This is a genomic window from Micromonospora sp. WMMD737, assembly GCF_049179055.1.
Lineage (GTDB): Bacteria > Actinomycetota > Actinomycetes > Mycobacteriales > Micromonosporaceae > Micromonospora > Micromonospora reichwaldensis.
In genome coordinates this window covers 3408795-3422856 of sequence record NZ_JBMHMH010000001.1, presented here as the reverse complement: position 1 = coordinate 3422856, position 14062 = coordinate 3408795, and the positions used below count along the sequence as shown (strand labels likewise).

12 protein-coding genes, 1 tRNA gene and 1 pseudogene are annotated in these 14062 nt (G+C 73.8%); 9 read left to right on the top strand and 5 right to left on the bottom strand.

Annotated elements, in window-relative coordinates; genetic code table 11:
- Positions 1 to 725: 725 nt before the first annotated feature.
- Positions 726 to 2093, top strand: a complete 1368-nt coding sequence (locus ACN27A_RS14610; protein ID WP_421453558.1) for a tyrosine-type recombinase/integrase — start codon at positions 726 to 728, stop codon at positions 2091 to 2093.
- 2 nt (positions 2094 to 2095) lie between these two features.
- Here the strand turns inward: ACN27A_RS14610 and ACN27A_RS14605 are convergent.
- Positions 2096 to 2168: transfer RNA gene (locus tag ACN27A_RS14605), tRNA-Arg, on the bottom strand.
- A 164-nt stretch (positions 2169 to 2332) separates the two neighbouring features.
- On the opposite strand from ACN27A_RS14605, the gene ACN27A_RS14600 reads away from it, so the two are divergent.
- Positions 2333 to 3037: a hypothetical protein gene (locus ACN27A_RS14600; protein ID WP_421453556.1), complete on the top strand. Its 705-nt coding sequence runs from the start codon at positions 2333 to 2335 to the stop codon at positions 3035 to 3037.
- Positions 3038 to 3071: 34 nt separating this feature from the next.
- On the opposite strand, the gene ACN27A_RS14595 is transcribed toward ACN27A_RS14600, so the two are convergent.
- Positions 3072 to 4109, bottom strand: a complete 1038-nt coding sequence (locus ACN27A_RS14595) for an alpha/beta hydrolase (protein ID WP_421453553.1) — start codon at positions 4107 to 4109, stop codon at positions 3072 to 3074.
- A 97-nt stretch (positions 4110 to 4206) separates the two neighbouring features.
- Positions 4207 to 4623, bottom strand: coding sequence for an HPF/RaiA family ribosome-associated protein (locus tag ACN27A_RS14590; protein WP_132239353.1), 417 nt, complete (start codon positions 4621 to 4623; stop codon positions 4207 to 4209).
- Between the two features lie 374 nt (positions 4624 to 4997).
- On the opposite strand from ACN27A_RS14590, the gene ssb reads away from it, so the two are divergent.
- From ssb to ACN27A_RS14575, 3 genes are all read left to right on the top strand, one after another.
- On the top strand, positions 4998 to 5795 hold the full coding sequence (gene ssb, locus ACN27A_RS14585) for a single-stranded DNA-binding protein (protein WP_421453550.1): 798 nt from the start codon (positions 4998 to 5000) through the stop codon (positions 5793 to 5795).
- 168 nt (positions 5796 to 5963) lie between these two features.
- A complete protein-coding gene (locus tag ACN27A_RS14580) occupies positions 5964 to 6977 on the top strand; it encodes a cobalamin biosynthesis protein (RefSeq protein WP_421453547.1) in 1014 nt (337 codons plus the stop codon).
- Positions 6974 to 8518 carry a cobyric acid synthase gene (locus ACN27A_RS14575; RefSeq protein WP_421453544.1) on the top strand — a complete coding sequence of 515 codons (1545 nt, stop codon included), beginning with the start codon at positions 6974 to 6976 and terminating at the stop codon, positions 8516 to 8518. Before ACN27A_RS14580 ends, ACN27A_RS14575 begins: the two co-directional genes overlap by 4 nt.
- Before the next feature lie 57 nt (positions 8519 to 8575).
- On the opposite strand, the gene ACN27A_RS14570 is transcribed toward ACN27A_RS14575, so the two are convergent.
- Positions 8576 to 8977 (bottom strand): rhodanese-like domain-containing protein, encoded by a 402-nt coding sequence (locus ACN27A_RS14570; RefSeq protein ID WP_151456079.1) that lies wholly within the window; start codon positions 8975 to 8977, stop codon positions 8576 to 8578.
- A 193-nt stretch (positions 8978 to 9170) separates the two neighbouring features.
- Here ACN27A_RS14570 and ACN27A_RS14565 point away from each other — a divergent pair.
- The 4 genes and pseudogenes from ACN27A_RS14565 to ACN27A_RS14550 form a co-directional block, all read left to right on the top strand.
- Positions 9171 to 9904 (top strand): annotated as a pseudogene (locus tag ACN27A_RS14565) (hypothetical protein); the annotation flags it as partial.
- Positions 9894 to 11246, top strand: a complete 1353-nt coding sequence (locus ACN27A_RS14560) for a dipeptidase (RefSeq protein WP_421458470.1) — start codon at positions 9894 to 9896, stop codon at positions 11244 to 11246. The pseudogene ACN27A_RS14565 and the gene ACN27A_RS14560, both read left to right, overlap by 11 nt.
- A gap of 77 nt (positions 11247 to 11323) precedes the next feature.
- Positions 11324 to 11530, top strand: coding sequence for a hypothetical protein (locus ACN27A_RS14555; RefSeq protein WP_121399432.1), 207 nt, complete (start codon positions 11324 to 11326; stop codon positions 11528 to 11530).
- 84 nt (positions 11531 to 11614) lie between these two features.
- Positions 11615 to 13195, top strand: coding sequence for an ATP-dependent DNA ligase (locus tag ACN27A_RS14550; protein ID WP_421453541.1), 1581 nt, complete (start codon positions 11615 to 11617; stop codon positions 13193 to 13195).
- Positions 13196 to 13214: 19 nt separating this feature from the next.
- Here ACN27A_RS14550 and ACN27A_RS14545 read toward each other — a convergent pair whose 3' ends face one another.
- Positions 13215 to 14042, bottom strand: a complete 828-nt coding sequence (locus tag ACN27A_RS14545; RefSeq protein WP_421453539.1) for an SURF1 family protein — start codon at positions 14040 to 14042, stop codon at positions 13215 to 13217.
- Between the last annotated feature and the right edge of the window lie 20 nt (positions 14043 to 14062).

The following is a 14062-nucleotide window of genomic DNA, read 5'->3' as shown; positions in this document are numbered from 1 at the left end:
TGGTGGTCCTTGGACTGCCGAAGCCGTCCGCGCTCTTGGTCTTACGACGGATGTCGAGACGGCCGGAGCGATCTTGGGAATTGGTCGTAGCAGGGCGTACACCCTCGCAAAAAGTGGACAATTTCCTGTGAGGGTGCTCCGGGTGGGGCGAAGGTATGTCGTGCCGGTTCCGGCAATCCTTGAGTTGCTCGGAATAGATGCTGGCCTTTGAGGGTGACTGCCCGATGCGTGGCGCACCGACTGGGCGGTGCGCCATGCGCCAGGAGTCAACGGTGTTGGCAGCGTTGACGTCGGGATGCATTCGCGTGAGCGTCTCAACTTCGCTGCTGGGCGGCTTGGTGAGAATTGGATGGTCACAGTTCTATTCGCCGGGAATCGACGGCAGGATATAAGCCTTCTCAGCTACCTGGCGTCATCGCACAACTACCCTTTCGCCAATGACCGGGAGAAACGGTACCGTATTAGGTGCCGTTTCTCCTCGTCGCACTTAAGGAGTAATTTTGCGAGGATCAGTATTTCGTCGGTGCGCCTGCCGAAACACCCAGACTGGCAAACAGTACGGGCAATCGTGCCCGAAGCTCAGCCAGCGCCGACACGGCACCTGGGGTGTGCGGCAGGAGCTCCCGCCCAGTGCCAGCGACGAACGCCGTACGTTCCGCCGCTCCGGCTACTCGTCAGCATCCGAGGCGCAGGCGGACCTGGACACCCTTCGCTCGCTCCTGGCCGTGCCTGACAGCGATGACGTCGACGGTCGCCAGCGAATCGGGGACCTGCTAGAGCAGGTGGCGGCCAAGCGCGAGCCGTTTCCAGACCTGGAGGAGGTTCGCCGGAAGTTCCGACGTGGCCACTCCCTGGCGACTCAAGTAACCGTCGGTGAATGGCTCGACACCTGGATTGCTGGCCGGAAGATCCGTAACAGCACGATCGCCCGCTACAAAAGAGATATCCGGCTCCACCTCAGCCCGCACCTCGGCGCCATCCGCCTTGACAGGCTGCGCGTGCCACACCTAACCCAGATGTTCGACGCGATCGTTGAACGGAACATCGAGATTGGGGAGGCTAACGCCCTGCGGCGGGCGGCAATCGAGGAACTGAAGACGCTCAAGGGGCGGGAGCGCCGCCGCATCGCTCGTGCTGCCATCGCCGAGATGCCGCCTTTCCGTCGCCCGGTCGGACCGACCACCCGCCGGCACATCCGTGCAACGCTACGCGCTGCCCTCAATGATGCGATCGCGCAAGAGTTGATCTCATTCAACCCGGCCGCGCACGTAGAACTCGATCCGGTGCGGCGGCCCAAGGCCCGCGTTTGGACCGAAGAGCGAGTTGAGCAGTGGAAAGTTACTGGGGAACGGCCATCGCCGGTCATGGTGTGGACGCCCCTCCAAACCGGAGCCTTCCTCGACGCGATCGCTGGCGATGATCTGTACGCCCTCTTCCACCTGATCGCCTACCGAGGGCTGCGCCGGGGCGAGGCGTGCGGACTGAGGCCCGAAGACCTGGATCTGAAGGGGCGATCGCTGACGGTAGCTACCCAACTCGTGGACATCAGCGGAGAAATCGAGGAGAACGAGCCCAAGAGTGAAGCGGGAAACCGGATCATCGCCCTCGACGCTGACACCGTCGCTGTCATCAAGCGACACATCAAGCGACAGCGGAAAGTTCGGGAGGAGGCCGGCTCGTTGTGGGTCGACAGCGGCCGACTCTTCACCCGGCCCGATGGGCAATGGGTGGAACCGACGTGGCTGTCCGACTACTTCGAACGGCTGGTGAGACGCGTCGATCTTCCGCCGATTCGCCTGCACGACCTGCGGCACGGAGCAGCCACGATGGCACTCATGGCCGGTGCCGACAAGAAGGTGGTCCAGGCGCTGCTTGGGCACGCCTCCTACTCGTTGACGGCGGACACGTACACGTCTGTCCTGCCGGAGCTTGCTATGGAGGCAGCCGAGGCTACGGCCCGGCTTGTTCCTCGTCGGGCCACTAAGGGCACCTCCGGGCTCACCTCGGGCTCACATGGGGCCGATCCATCGAAGGATGATGCTAAGAAAGATCGCAAGAAGGGCAAGAAGCAGCAGGTCAAGCCTGCTGTGTGAGGTGCGCCCGGCAGGATTCGAACCTGCGGCCTTGGGATTAGAAGTCCCCTGCTCTATCCGCTGAGCTACGGGCGCGCGCGTGCGTGTCGCGCGAGAAGGGTACCGCCGTCCACCGGGTGACCGGTGGAACGGGTGGTCGCGTCTCACGTCGCACAAGAGGGTCGCATGCGACTCCGGTGCCGGTCACCCCTGTTCCGGCGCCCGCGCGGCCCGGGACGGTCGGGTCGTACCCTCGGCTGGTGCTGCTTGACCCGGAGACCGAGAACGACGTCGCGTACGAGTTGTGCCAACTCCTCGGCCGCGCGATCCTGCCCATCCGCCGGACCGACGCCGGGGCGGAGGACGGCGACCGGGGCGAGGGCACCGCGTTCCTCTTCACCGGGCAGGGGCGCGAGTACCTGCTGACCGCCGATGCGCTCACCCGGTCCGGGGCGGGTGAGATCGGGCTGCGGGCGAGCGTGACCGAGCCGGCCGGGGTGGCCGCCGATGCCGTGGCCCTGCCCGACCTCGCCGACGGGTGGCGGCACCACGAGGACGTCGGCGTCGCCGTCCTGCCTACCGGCGGCCTGCACGAGTACGCCGCCGGGGAGGGCTGGCGGTGGCGTACCCAGCAGGTGCCGGATCCGATCGCGGCCGATCGGGACGCGATCGCCCGGATCGGCGTGGAGCCGGGTTCCGCCGTGGTGCTCGCCCACGGCGTCGGCGCGGGCGGCGTCCGGCCGATGGAGGTGGCGATCGAGCGGGTGGCGCGCGTGGGCGGCGCCGTCCGGCTCATGGCGGAGCTGCCGACCGGCTACGTGGGGGCGCCGGTGTTCGGCGTGCAGGCCGGCGGCGGCGACGGCGAGGTGGGGCTGTGCTGCCTGGGCCTGGTGCTGCCGGCCCGCGACGGCGGCCACCCGCTCGCCACCTTCGACCGCATCCGGGCGGCCGTCGACGCGGCGTGAGGCCGGCGACGCGCGGCGGGTGGGCGACCTGTGCTCAGCGGCCCTGCGTGGGGGCACCAGCCGGGTCGGCGTCGTCCGCCGGCAGCCGGCTCGCCGGTGGGCGCTCCCCGGTGCGGACCGTCGGCCCGGCGTCGAAGAACGCGTCGGCCCAGCGTCCGACCTCCTGGAAGACCTTCTCCCGTACGGCGGTGCCGGAGAGCGTGAGGTCGTGCATCCCGCCGTCGAAGCGCGCCACGGTGACGTGCCGGCCGAGGCGGGGCGCCCAGCGGACCATGTGCTCGACGTCCAGGACGGCGTCGGCGAGGGCCGCCGACTCGTGCCACTTCTTTCCCCTGAACGAGCGGGTCGAGCAGGCGAGCAGCACCGGCACCTGGATGTCCAGGCCGGCGCGGAGCTGCCGCTGGGCGCTGCGGATGGCGTTCAGCCAGCCGGCCCGGACGGGGAACCCGGCCAGCGGCTTCCAGGTCAGGTCGTAGTTCCACTCGCCGTGGTGCTCCGCGTGGATGCTCTCGCTGTAGACCGTGCCCAGCCCGAACGGCAGCACCCGGCGGGGCGCCCGGCGGCCCAGCCGGCTCACGGCGGCGGCGAGCGGTCGGCGCACCAGCCAGGGGGCGTTGATGTCGAAGAAGGGGCTGTTCAGGAAGAGCCCGTCGATGATCCCGGCGTCGCGGCGGGCGTGCGCCCACAGCGGCAGGACCAGCCCGCCGGTGGAGTGGCCCATCGCGAGCAGCGTGTCGTGCCCGTCGTCCTCGCGGATGATGCGCGCGGCGGCGTCCAGCTCGGGGAAGTAGTCGCTGAGGTCGCGGCAGAAGTTCGGCGTCTGGTGGGGCCGCAGGCTGCGTCCGTACTTGCGCAGGTCGAGGGCGTAGAAGTCCCAGCCCCGCTCGGCGAAGAAGTCACCGAGGTGGCCCTGGAAGAAGTAGTCGGTGAAGCCGTGCACGTAGAGCACGGCCCGCCCCGTCGGGCGGTCGGCCCGGCGACGGACCAGGGTGGCGACCACCGGTCCCTCGTCGTCGGTGCCCAGGTCGATCGTCTGCCGCTCGTACGGCGGGCCCAGCACGTCCGGTTCCACGACCGCGACGGTACGCCGGGAAGCTACCGGACGGTAGCCCCGGGTGCCGCCCGGCCCCGCCCGCCCGCACCCGGCGGACGGGGCCTCGGCGTACGCGTCAGACGGTCTCGGCCTCGGCGCGGGCCGGGTCGGTGTCGGGCTCGACCTCGGCGACCGGCGGGGGCACGTCGCGCAGGTGCTTGTTGTGCCGCGGCTCCTGCTTCGTCTTCGAGTCGTTGAGCCGCCGCCGCAGGTCGTCCCGGACGTCGTTGAGCGCGGCGTGCAGGTCCTCCTCGGCGGAGGTGGTGACGATCTTCTGGCGACCGGCGATCCAGCACTCCAGGGTGACCTTCTGGCCCCTGGCCTCCCGGTCCTTGACCGACACCTCCAGCTCGGTGGCGTCGGCGTGGAACCCGGCCAGCCGGGAGTCGAGCGTGGCGAACTGCTCCGCGATCCAGTTCCGGTCGCCCTGGGAGAACCCCGCGCCGACCCGCAGGCACTCCGCCACGGTGGCCGGGTTGGCGACGGCGCTCATCGCCGCACCTCGCCGGAGACGATGGCGGCTGCGGTGCTGGTCATCTTCATGATCGCTGACCTCTCGTTCGTCGTGCTGTCGGCGGTGCGGTTGATCGAATCCATACCCCGCCGGGCTCCGTCCGGAACGTGACATGTCGCCCCGCCCGTGGCGGTGCCGGAAACGTGGCCCCGCCTCCCGATCATCGAGCCGGTCGGGCGGGCTCCCCAGGGTCGCCCGGCCTTAGCACACCGGGACCTTGATCAGGTCTTTGTCCACAGGCAGTCCGGTCGTCCACAGGCCGGGGCGGGGTGCTGGCGGCGCCCGCGCCGAGGGCCCAGGCTCGGCACCGAGTCGACTCGCGATGGCAAGCCCGATCTCCCCCTGGAGGGACGATGTTCGACACCTACGTCACGATCGTGGGCAACGTGCTGACCGCGCCGGAGTGGCGGCGCACCACCCAGAGCAACACCCTGGTGGCCAACTTCAAGGTCGCCTCGACCGCCCGCCGGCTCGACCGCGACAGCGGGCGCTGGGTCGACGGCAACAGCCTGCGCGTCCGGGTCAACTGCTGGCGCAAGCTCGCCGAGGGGGTGGCCGCCTCGGTGATGGTCGGCGACCCGGTGGTGGTCTGCGGCCGGCTCTACACCCGCGACTGGACGGACGACGCCGGCAACCACCGCTCGCTCTACGAGCTGGAGGCGGTCGCCGTCGGCCACGACCTGTCGCGGGGCCGTGGTCGGTTCCAGCGCAACCGGCCGACGATGACGACCAGCACCGTCGAGGACACCGAGGCCGAGCACCGGGTGCACGGCGAGGCGACCGAGCCGGTGCCCGACGAGGAGGCCCCGGTCCTGCCGGACCGCCGTCCGCTCGACGACGACTTCGAGCCCGACTTCGGCACGTACCCCGCCGGCCGCGGCCTGCCGGCCGACTCCGCCGTCGACGGCTCGCTCGACCCCTTCGACGACCCGGCGGACGGCCCCCACGGCGGGGAGCCCGACGGGCCGGAGCCGGAGGCCGACGGCCCGGCGCCGGTGACCGACCCGCCGGAGGACGCCCCGGATGCCCGGGGTGGTCGGGGCGACGTGGCCGTGGGGGAGTCGGGCCCGTCGTCCGAGGAGGCCGAGGCGGGCGTCGCGCCGGCCGGCCGGGGCCGCCGGGGCCGGGGGCGGGTGCCGCAGCCCGCGTGAGCACCGGTCGCGGGCGGCACGAACGGGGGCGGGATGGCGTCGGCAGCACGGCGTCACCCCGCGTGCCGCCCGGCGACGCGCGGGTCACCCCGCCGGCGGCACGGGTCGCGGACGTGCCGGAGGGCGGCCGGGTGCTCGGCTAGGCTGGCCGGCCGGAGGTGGTGACGGGTGCGACAGGCGACGCCGGTGGCGACCGCGGCGGGACTGGTCGCGGGGTACGCCCTCGACGCGCTCCTCGGAGACCCCCGCCGGTACCACCCCGTGGCCGGCTTCGGTCGCGCCGCCGGGGCGCTGGAGCGGCGGACGTACCGCCCGGACCGGCTTGCCGGAACGGCGTTCACCGCGCTGGCGGTCGGCGCGCCGGTGCTGCTCGGCGTGGCGGCCACGGTCGCCACCCGGCGCCGGCCGGTGGCCCGCGCCGTCCTGGTCGCCGCCGGCACCTGGACGGTGCTGGGCGGGCGTACGCTGCGGCACGAGGCCACCGTCATGGGGCGTGCGCTGCGCGCCGGGGACCTCCCGGCGGCCCGGCAGCGGCTCGGCCACCTCTGCGGCCGGGACCCGTCCGCGCTCGACGAGCCCGAGCTGGCCCGCGCCACCGTGGAGTCGCTCGCCGAGAACACCTCGGACGCGGTCGTCGCTCCGCTGCTGTGGGGTGCCGTCGCGGGGCTGCCCGGCCTGCTCGGGTACCGCGCGGCCAACACCCTCGACGCGATGGTGGGCCACCGCTCGCCGCGGTACGCCCGGTTCGGCACCCCCGCCGCCCGCCTCGACGACCTGCTCAATCTGGTGCCCGCGCGGCTGACCGGCCTGCTCACCGTCGCGGTCGCGCCGACCGCGCACGGCGACCGGGAGCGGGCGTGGCGCGTGTGGCGCCGGGACCGCAACGACCACCCCAGCCCGAACGCCGGGCAGTGCGAGGCGGCGATGGCCGGCGCCCTCGGCGTACGGCTGGGCGGGCGCAACGTCTACTTCGGGCGCTCCGAGGTGCGCCCGTTCCTCGGCGACGGCCCCCGACCGGAGGCGCGGCACCTCAAGCGGGCCGCCCGGATCTCGGGTGCGGTCGGGCTGGCCGCGCTCGGGCTGGCCGCCACGTACCCGCTGACCCTCGGCCGGCTGGTGGGCGCCGTCGGCCGCCAGGTCGCGCAGCGGAGCGTCGCCGCCGGGCGGGAGGGGCGCCGGTGAGCGGTGGCCTGCTGGTCGCCGGCACCACCTCCGACGCCGGCAAGAGCGTGCTCACCGCCGGCATCTGCCGCTGGCTGCACCGCCGGGGCGTGAAGGTGGCGCCGTTCAAGGCGCAGAACATGTCCAACAACTCCGCCGTCGTCGTCGGCCCGGACGGCCGGGGCGGCGAGATCGGGCGGGCGCAGGCGATGCAGGCCGCCGCCTGCGGTCTCGCCCCCGACCTGCGGTTCAACCCGGTGCTGCTCAAGCCCGGCAGCGACCTGGCCAGTCAGGTGGTGCTGCTCGGCGAGGCCGTCGACACGGTCACCGCGGGCAACTTCCGCGAGCTGCGTCCCCGGCTCGCCGAGACCGCGTACGCGGCGCTCGCCGAGCTGCGGTCCGCGTACGACGTGGTGATCTGCGAGGGCGCCGGCAGCCCCGCGGAGATCAACCTGCGGGCCGGCGACTACGTGAACATGGGCCTGGCACGGCAGGCCGGCCTGCCCACGATCGTGATCGGCGACATCGACCGGGGCGGGGTCTTCGCCTCGATGTTCGGCACCCTCGCCCTGCTGGACCCGGCCGACCAGGCGCTGATCGCCGGCTTCGTGATCAACAAGTTCCGGGGCGACCTCGGGCTCCTCCGGCCGGGGCTGGACATGCTGCGCCAGGTCACCGGCCGGCCGACGTACGGGGTGCTGCCCTGGGCGCTCGACCTCTGGCTCGACGCGGAGGACTCGCTCGCGTACGGCCGGGTGCTCGGCCGACCGGCGGCCCCGCGCGGCACCGACTGGCTGGACGTGGCCGTGGTCCGGCTGCCCCGGATCAGCAACGCCACCGACGTCGAGGCGCTCGCCACCGAGCCGGGCGTGCGGGTCCGGCTGACCGTCGAGCCGGCCGAACTGGCCGCCGCCGACCTCGTCGTGCTGCCCGGCTCGAAGTCGACCGTGGCCGACCTGGCCTGGCTGCGGCAGACCGGCCTGGCCGACGCCGTCCTGGCGCACGCGGCGGCCGGCAAGCCGCTGCTCGGCATCTGCGGCGGCTTCCAGATGCTGGCCCGGGCGATCCACGACCCGGTGGAGAGCCGGCAGGGCAGCGTACCGGGGCTGGGCCTGCTGCCGATCGAGGTCACCTTCGACCCGCGCAAGACCGTCCGGCAGTCGACCGGCACCGTCGGCGGGGAGGTCCCGGTCCACGGCTACGAGATCCACCACGGGTACGTCTCACACGCCGACCCGGCCCTGACCCCGCTGCTGACCTGCGCGGACGGCAGCGGCGAGGGGGCCGTGGTCGGCGCCGTGCACGGCACCCACTGGCACGGTGCCTTCGAGTCCGACGGGTTCCGCCGCCGGTTCCTGACCGAGGTGGCCCGGCTCGCCAGCCGGAGAGGCTTCACGGTGGCACCCGACACCGCCTTCGCCGCCGCCCGCGAGCGCTCCCTGGACCTGCTCGGCGACCTGGTCGAGGAGCACCTCGACACCGACGCCCTCTGGCGCCTCGTCGAGTCCGGCCCGCCCGCCGGCGTCCCCTTCATCCCACCCGGAGCCCCGAAGCTCCCCTGACACCCGCGACCCGCCCCAACCGAACCATGGACGGAACGGTGGCGCGCAGGCCCTCGGTCAGGGGCGGATGTCGGCGGGGCGGTCGGACATGGGCAGCCCCGCCTCGCGCCAGGCCTGCACGCCGCCGATCATGTCGGTCGCGAGGTGCAGCCCGAGCGCCCGCAGGCTCGCGACCGCGAGGCTGGAGCTGTAGCCCTGGCGGCACACCACCACGATCCGCTGGTCGTACGCCGTGGCCTCCGGGATCCGCCACGCGCTGGCCGGGTCGAGCCGCCACTCCAGCACCGTCCGGTCGATCACGATGGCGCCGGGCAGGTCGCCCTGCTCCTGCCGCTGCGTGTCGGTGCGGGTGTCGATCAGTAACGCCCCGGTACGGACCGCCTCGACGGTCTGGTGCGGGGTCAGCCGGCGTACCCCGGCGCGGGCCTGTTCCAGGAGGGCGTCGACGCCCGGACTCATCACGCTGTGGGACACCAGCAGATCATCCCGCCCCGTCGCGGAGTCCGCCCGCCGAACGCCCCGCCGCACCCGACGAACGCTCGTTCGGGCGACCCCCGATCGGAGCGTCCCGCGCGATCCGCCGACGCTGGAGCCTCCCGCCACCGCAGGCCCGCTCTGTGGCGGGGGGACCGGCCTGGTTACCGTCGGGCACGTGGCGGTGGCGGTGGTCGAGGCGTACGACCGGCTGGCCCGGCGGGTGCTCGCCGGGCCGGCGCGGTTGGGGCGGACCCGGCTGGTGGCGGTGGACGGGCCGAGCGGCGCGGGCAAGAGCGCGTTCGCGGCGCGGCTCGCGGACGCCCTCGCCGCCCTGCCCGGCGGCAGCCCGCCGCCGGTGGTGCACACCGACGACCTGCTCGACGGCTGGGACGACCAGCTCACCTTCTGGCCCCGGCTGGAGGAGTGGGTGCTCGGGCCACTGCGCGCCGGTCGGCCGGGGGCGTACCGCCGGTTCAGCTGGGTCCGGCGGGCCTTCCTGCCGCGCCCGGTGCCGGTCCCGGTCGCGCCCGTGCTCCTCGTCGAGGGGGTGAGCGCGGCGCGGGCCGCCGCCACCGCGGACCTGACCCTGGCCGTCTTCGTCACCGCCCCGGCGCCGCTGCGGCTGGCCCGGGCGATCGAGCGCGACGGCCCGGAGATCCTGCCGGAGCTGCGTCGCTGGCACCTCGGGGAGCGGTTGCACTTCGCCGCCGACGGCACCGAGGCGCGCGCGGACCTGGTGGTCGACGGCGCCCCGGGCCTGCCGCACGACGCCGACCGCTACTACGTGCGCCGCCGCTGAGCGGTCGGGCCGGCCGGGACCGAACCGTCACTCCGACCTCGGGCGGGATGGGGCGGTCGGTAAGGCCGGCATACGATGCCGGTCATGACCACACCCCTCATGTCCGAGTCCGAGGTCCGGGCCGCCGTCGAGCGGGAGCTGCCCGGCGTCCGCGCCGACCTGGAACGCCTCGTCCGCATTCCCGGCATCGCGTTCGAGGGCTTCGACCACTCGCACGTGGAGCGTTCCGCCGAGGCGGTGGCCGAGCTGGTGCGCGGCTGCGGCCTCGACGTCAAGATCGTGCGCTCCGGCGGCCAGCCGGCCGTGATCGGGCGGAAGGCGGCCCCGCCCGGGGCGCCGACGGTGCTGCTCTACGCCCACCACGACGTGCAGCCGGTCGGCGACCTGACGCTGTGGGAGTCGGACCCGTTCGAGCCGGTGGAGCGCGACGGCCGGCTCTACGGCCGGGGCGCCGCCGACGACAAGGCCGGCATCATGGCGCACGTGGCGGCGCTGCGCGCGTACGGTGACGCGCTGCCGGTCGGCGTGGTGCTCTTCGTCGAGGGCGAGGAGGAGTACGGCTCCGACTCGTTGGAGCGGCTGCTCGCCGAGCACCGCGACGAGATCGCCTCGGACGTCATCGTGATCGCCGACTCCACCAACTGGGACATCGGCGTACCGGCGCTGACCACGTCCCTGCGCGGCATCGTCAACTGCTTCGTGGAGGTGCGCACCCTCGACCACGCCGTGCACAGCGGCGTCTACGGCGGCCCCGTGCCGGACGCGCTGACCGCCCTGGCGCGGCTGCTGGCCACCCTGCACACCGAGGCCGGGGACGTGGCCGTCGACGGGCTGGTCGCCCGGGAGGGCGCGAGCGTCGACTACCCGGAGGACCGGTTCCGCGCCGAGGCGGGGCTGGCCGAGGGCGTCAGCCTCATCGGCACCGGACGGATCACCGAGCGGCTCTGGACCAAGCCGGCCCTCGCGGTGCTCGGCATCGACGCCCCGTCCACCGCCGAGGCGCCGAACGCCCTGGTGCCGGCGGCCAAGGCCAAGCTGAGCGTACGGCTGGCGCCGGGCGACGACCCGAAGCGGGCGTACGCGGCCCTGCGCGCCCACCTGGAGAAGCACGCCCCGTGGGGCGCGCGGGTGAGCGTCACCTTCGAGCACGACGGCGCGCCGTGCGTCATCGACGCGTCCGGGCCGATGTTCGACGCGGCCCGCTCGGCGTTCCGGACCGCCTGGGACGGCACCGACCCGGTGGACCTCGGCATCGGCGGTTCGATCCCGTTCATCGCCACCTTCCAGGAGATGTTCCCGCGCGCGGCGATCCTGGTGACCGGCGTGGAGGACCCGCAGGCCCGGGCGCACGGCCCGAACGAGAGCCTGCACCTCGGGGAGTTCGCCCGGGTCTGCCTGGCCGAGGCGCTGCTGCTGAAGAAGGTCGCCGAGGCGGGCGTCGACGGGCGTTAGGTGTCGGAACCGTAACTTCCGGGTGGATGTGGGAGTTTGCGGTGTGTCGCCGGTCGGGTTGTTATAGCCTCTCGAACATGCGTACGAATGAGGTGATGGGCCGGCTCGAGGCCGCCGTCAGCGCCCTGGGGGACGTCGACGTCTCCGCGTGGTCCGAGGACACGCTCAAGGAACAGCTCGGCGACCTGTCCGCCGCGCTTGTCGCTCTCGACACGGTGCTCTCCCGGGTCGCCGAGGAGATCCGCGCCCGCGGCCTGCGCATCGAGGAACCCGTCTCGGCCTGACCCGCCACCCGGTGGGCGGAGTTTTCCGGCGCCCGGGCACGGCAATGCCCGGGTCGTGTCGGGGGTGGCTGGCAGGATGGAGCCGTGCGGTTCCTCGACCTGGCAGCCACCTCCGCCGCCGTCGGCGCCACCCGGGCCCGGCGGACCAAGGTGGAACTGCTCGCCGCCGCGTTGCGGGCGCTCGACCCGTCCGAGGTCCCGGCGGGCGCCGGCTGGCTGGCCGGCGAGCTGCGCCAGCGGCAGACCGGGGTCGGCTGGGCGAGCCTGCGTGACCTGCCGCCGCCGGCCGCCGAGCCGACCCTGACCGTGGCCGCCGTCGACGCGGCCATCGACGAGATCGCGTCCGTGCACGGGCCGGGTTCCCAGGCCCGCCGCCGGGCGCTGCTGGGCGCGCTCTACTCCGCCGCCACCGCCGAGGAGCAGCGGCTGCTGACCGGCCTGTTCAGCGGTGAGCTGCGCCAGGGCGCGCAGGCGGGGCTGCTCGCCGACGCGGTGGCCCGGGCGGCCGGCGTGCCGCTCGTCGCCGTACGCCGGGCGCTGCTGCTGGCCGGCGACCTGCGCGCGGTCGCGGTCGCCGCGCTCGACGGGGGCGCGGCGGCGCTGGGCGCCTTCGGCCTCCAGGTCGGCCGCCCGCTCGCGCCGATGCTGGCCCAGAGCGCGCCCTCGGTGGACGAGGCGCTCGCGGCCACGGGCACCCCCGCCGTGGTCGACGTCAAGCTCGACGGCATCCGGATCCAGGTGCACCGCTCCGGCGACGACATCGCCGTGTTCACCCGCAGCCTGGACGACATCACCGCCCGGGTGCCGGAGGTGGTCGCCGCCGTGCGGGCGCTGCCCGCCCGCGAGCTGGTGCTCGACGGGGAGGCGATCGGGCTCGACGAGACGGGCCGCCCGCTGCCCTTCCAGCAGACGTCGAGCCGGGCGGCGCGGCGCACCACGCCGAGCAGCACCGGCGCCGCCCCGGTCGCTCCCGCCGTGGCCGCCGCCGGGGCGACGGGCGCGACCGTGCTGACGCCGTACTTCTTCGACCTGCTGCACCTCGACGGCGACGACCTCATCGACCTGCCCGGCCGGGAACGCTGGGCCGCGCTCGACGCCGCGGTCGACGCCTCGCTCGTCGTCGGCCGGGTGGAGGTCGACGGCCCGGAGCGGGCCGGCGAGGCGTTCGCCGCCGCCATCGACGCCGGCCAGGAGGGGGTGGTGGTGAAGGCGCCCGACGCCCCCTACGACGCCGGCCGGCGAGGATCCGCCTGGGTGAAGGTGAAGCCCCGGCACACCCTCGACCTGGTGGTGATCGCGGTCGAGTGGGGCAGCGGCCGGCGGGAGGGCTGGCTGTCCAACCTGCACCTCGGCGCCCGCGACCCGCGCACCGGCGACTTCGTCATGCTCGGCAAGACGTTCAAGGGCCTCACCGACGAGCTGCTGCGCTGGCAGACCGAGCGCTTCCTCGCCCTCGCCGTCGAGCACGGCGACTGGGAGGTGCGGGTCCGCCCCGAGCAGGTGGTCGAGATCGCCTTCGACGGGGTGCAGACCAGCTCCCGCTACCCGGGCGGGATGGCGCTGCGCTTCGCCCGGGTGGTGCGCTACCGCGACGACAAGACGGCGGCGGAGGCCGACACCATCGACGCCGTACGCGCCATCCACGCCGGCCGCGTCACCGGCTGAGGGGGGCTGGCGGGGCGGGTCAGGCGGCGCCCTGCGGCGCGGGCTCGGCGGCCCGGTCGACGGGCTGTCGCGGTCCCACGCCCGCCAGCCGACGGGCCTCCCGGCGGGCCACCCAGCCGTAGCCGAACAGGGTCATCGCGGCGAAGATCCACCACTGCACGACGTAGCCGAAGTTCTGCCAGTTGTTGTTGTATCCGACCGGCACGTCCTTGAACGCGGGGTCGGGCGCCGGGGTCTGCTCGTCGAGCAGCAGGTACGCGCCGTGCACGGGGTAGGGCAGCTCCCGGGCCAGCCGGGGCACGCCGATCCGCCGGGTCTCCAACTTGCCGTCACGCCGGGTCACGGCGACCGAGCCGCTCTCGCTCAGGTGCACCCGCCCCGTCACGGTGACCTCGCCGGGCGGGAGGGCCGGCACCTCCGGCTGGACGGTCGCGTCGCCGCCCCGGGCCGGCGGGATCCAGCCCTGGTCCACCAGCACGGCCGTGCCGTCGGCCAGCACGAGCGGGGTGACCACCTCGAAGCCGACCGTGCGGTCCACCGAGCGGCCCCGGACCAGGACCACGTTCGCCGGGTCGTAGCGGCCGGTCACGGTGACCTTGGTCCAGGCCTTCTCCGCGGCGGGGGCGGGGCCGGCCGTGCCGTTGCCGCCCGTCGGGGCGGGCAGCACGTCCCGCAGCGGCACCGGGGCCATCCGCAGGCCGGCGTCGATCCGCTCGTTGGCCTCCGTGCGGCCGTGGTAGCGGTCCAGCTGCCAGTTGCCGAGCAGCACCATCACCGCCGAGGCGACCAGGGTCAGTGCGAGAATGCCCAGCCAGCGCGGCGTCAGCAGGAACCGGTACACGCCCACGAGGCTACCCCTGTGACCGG

Bases quoted from the DNA above. Each gene is read 5' to 3' on its own strand.
- ACN27A_RS14590 (WP_132239353.1), bottom strand. From the start codon at position 4,623: ATGAGCGCCGTCGCCAACCCGGCCACCGTGGCGGAGTGCCTGCGGGTC.
- ssb (WP_421453550.1), top strand. From the start codon at position 4,998: ATGTTCGACACCTACGTCACGATCGTGGGCAACGTGCTGACCGCGCCG.
- ACN27A_RS14570 (WP_151456079.1), bottom strand. From the start codon at position 8,977: ATGAGTCCGGGCGTCGACGCCCTCCTGGAACAGGCCCGCGCCGGGGTA.
- ACN27A_RS14560 (WP_421458470.1), top strand. From the start codon at position 9,894: ATGTCCGAGTCCGAGGTCCGGGCCGCCGTCGAGCGGGAGCTGCCCGGC.
- ACN27A_RS14555 (WP_121399432.1), top strand. From the start codon at position 11,324: ATGCGTACGAATGAGGTGATGGGCCGGCTCGAGGCCGCCGTCAGCGCC.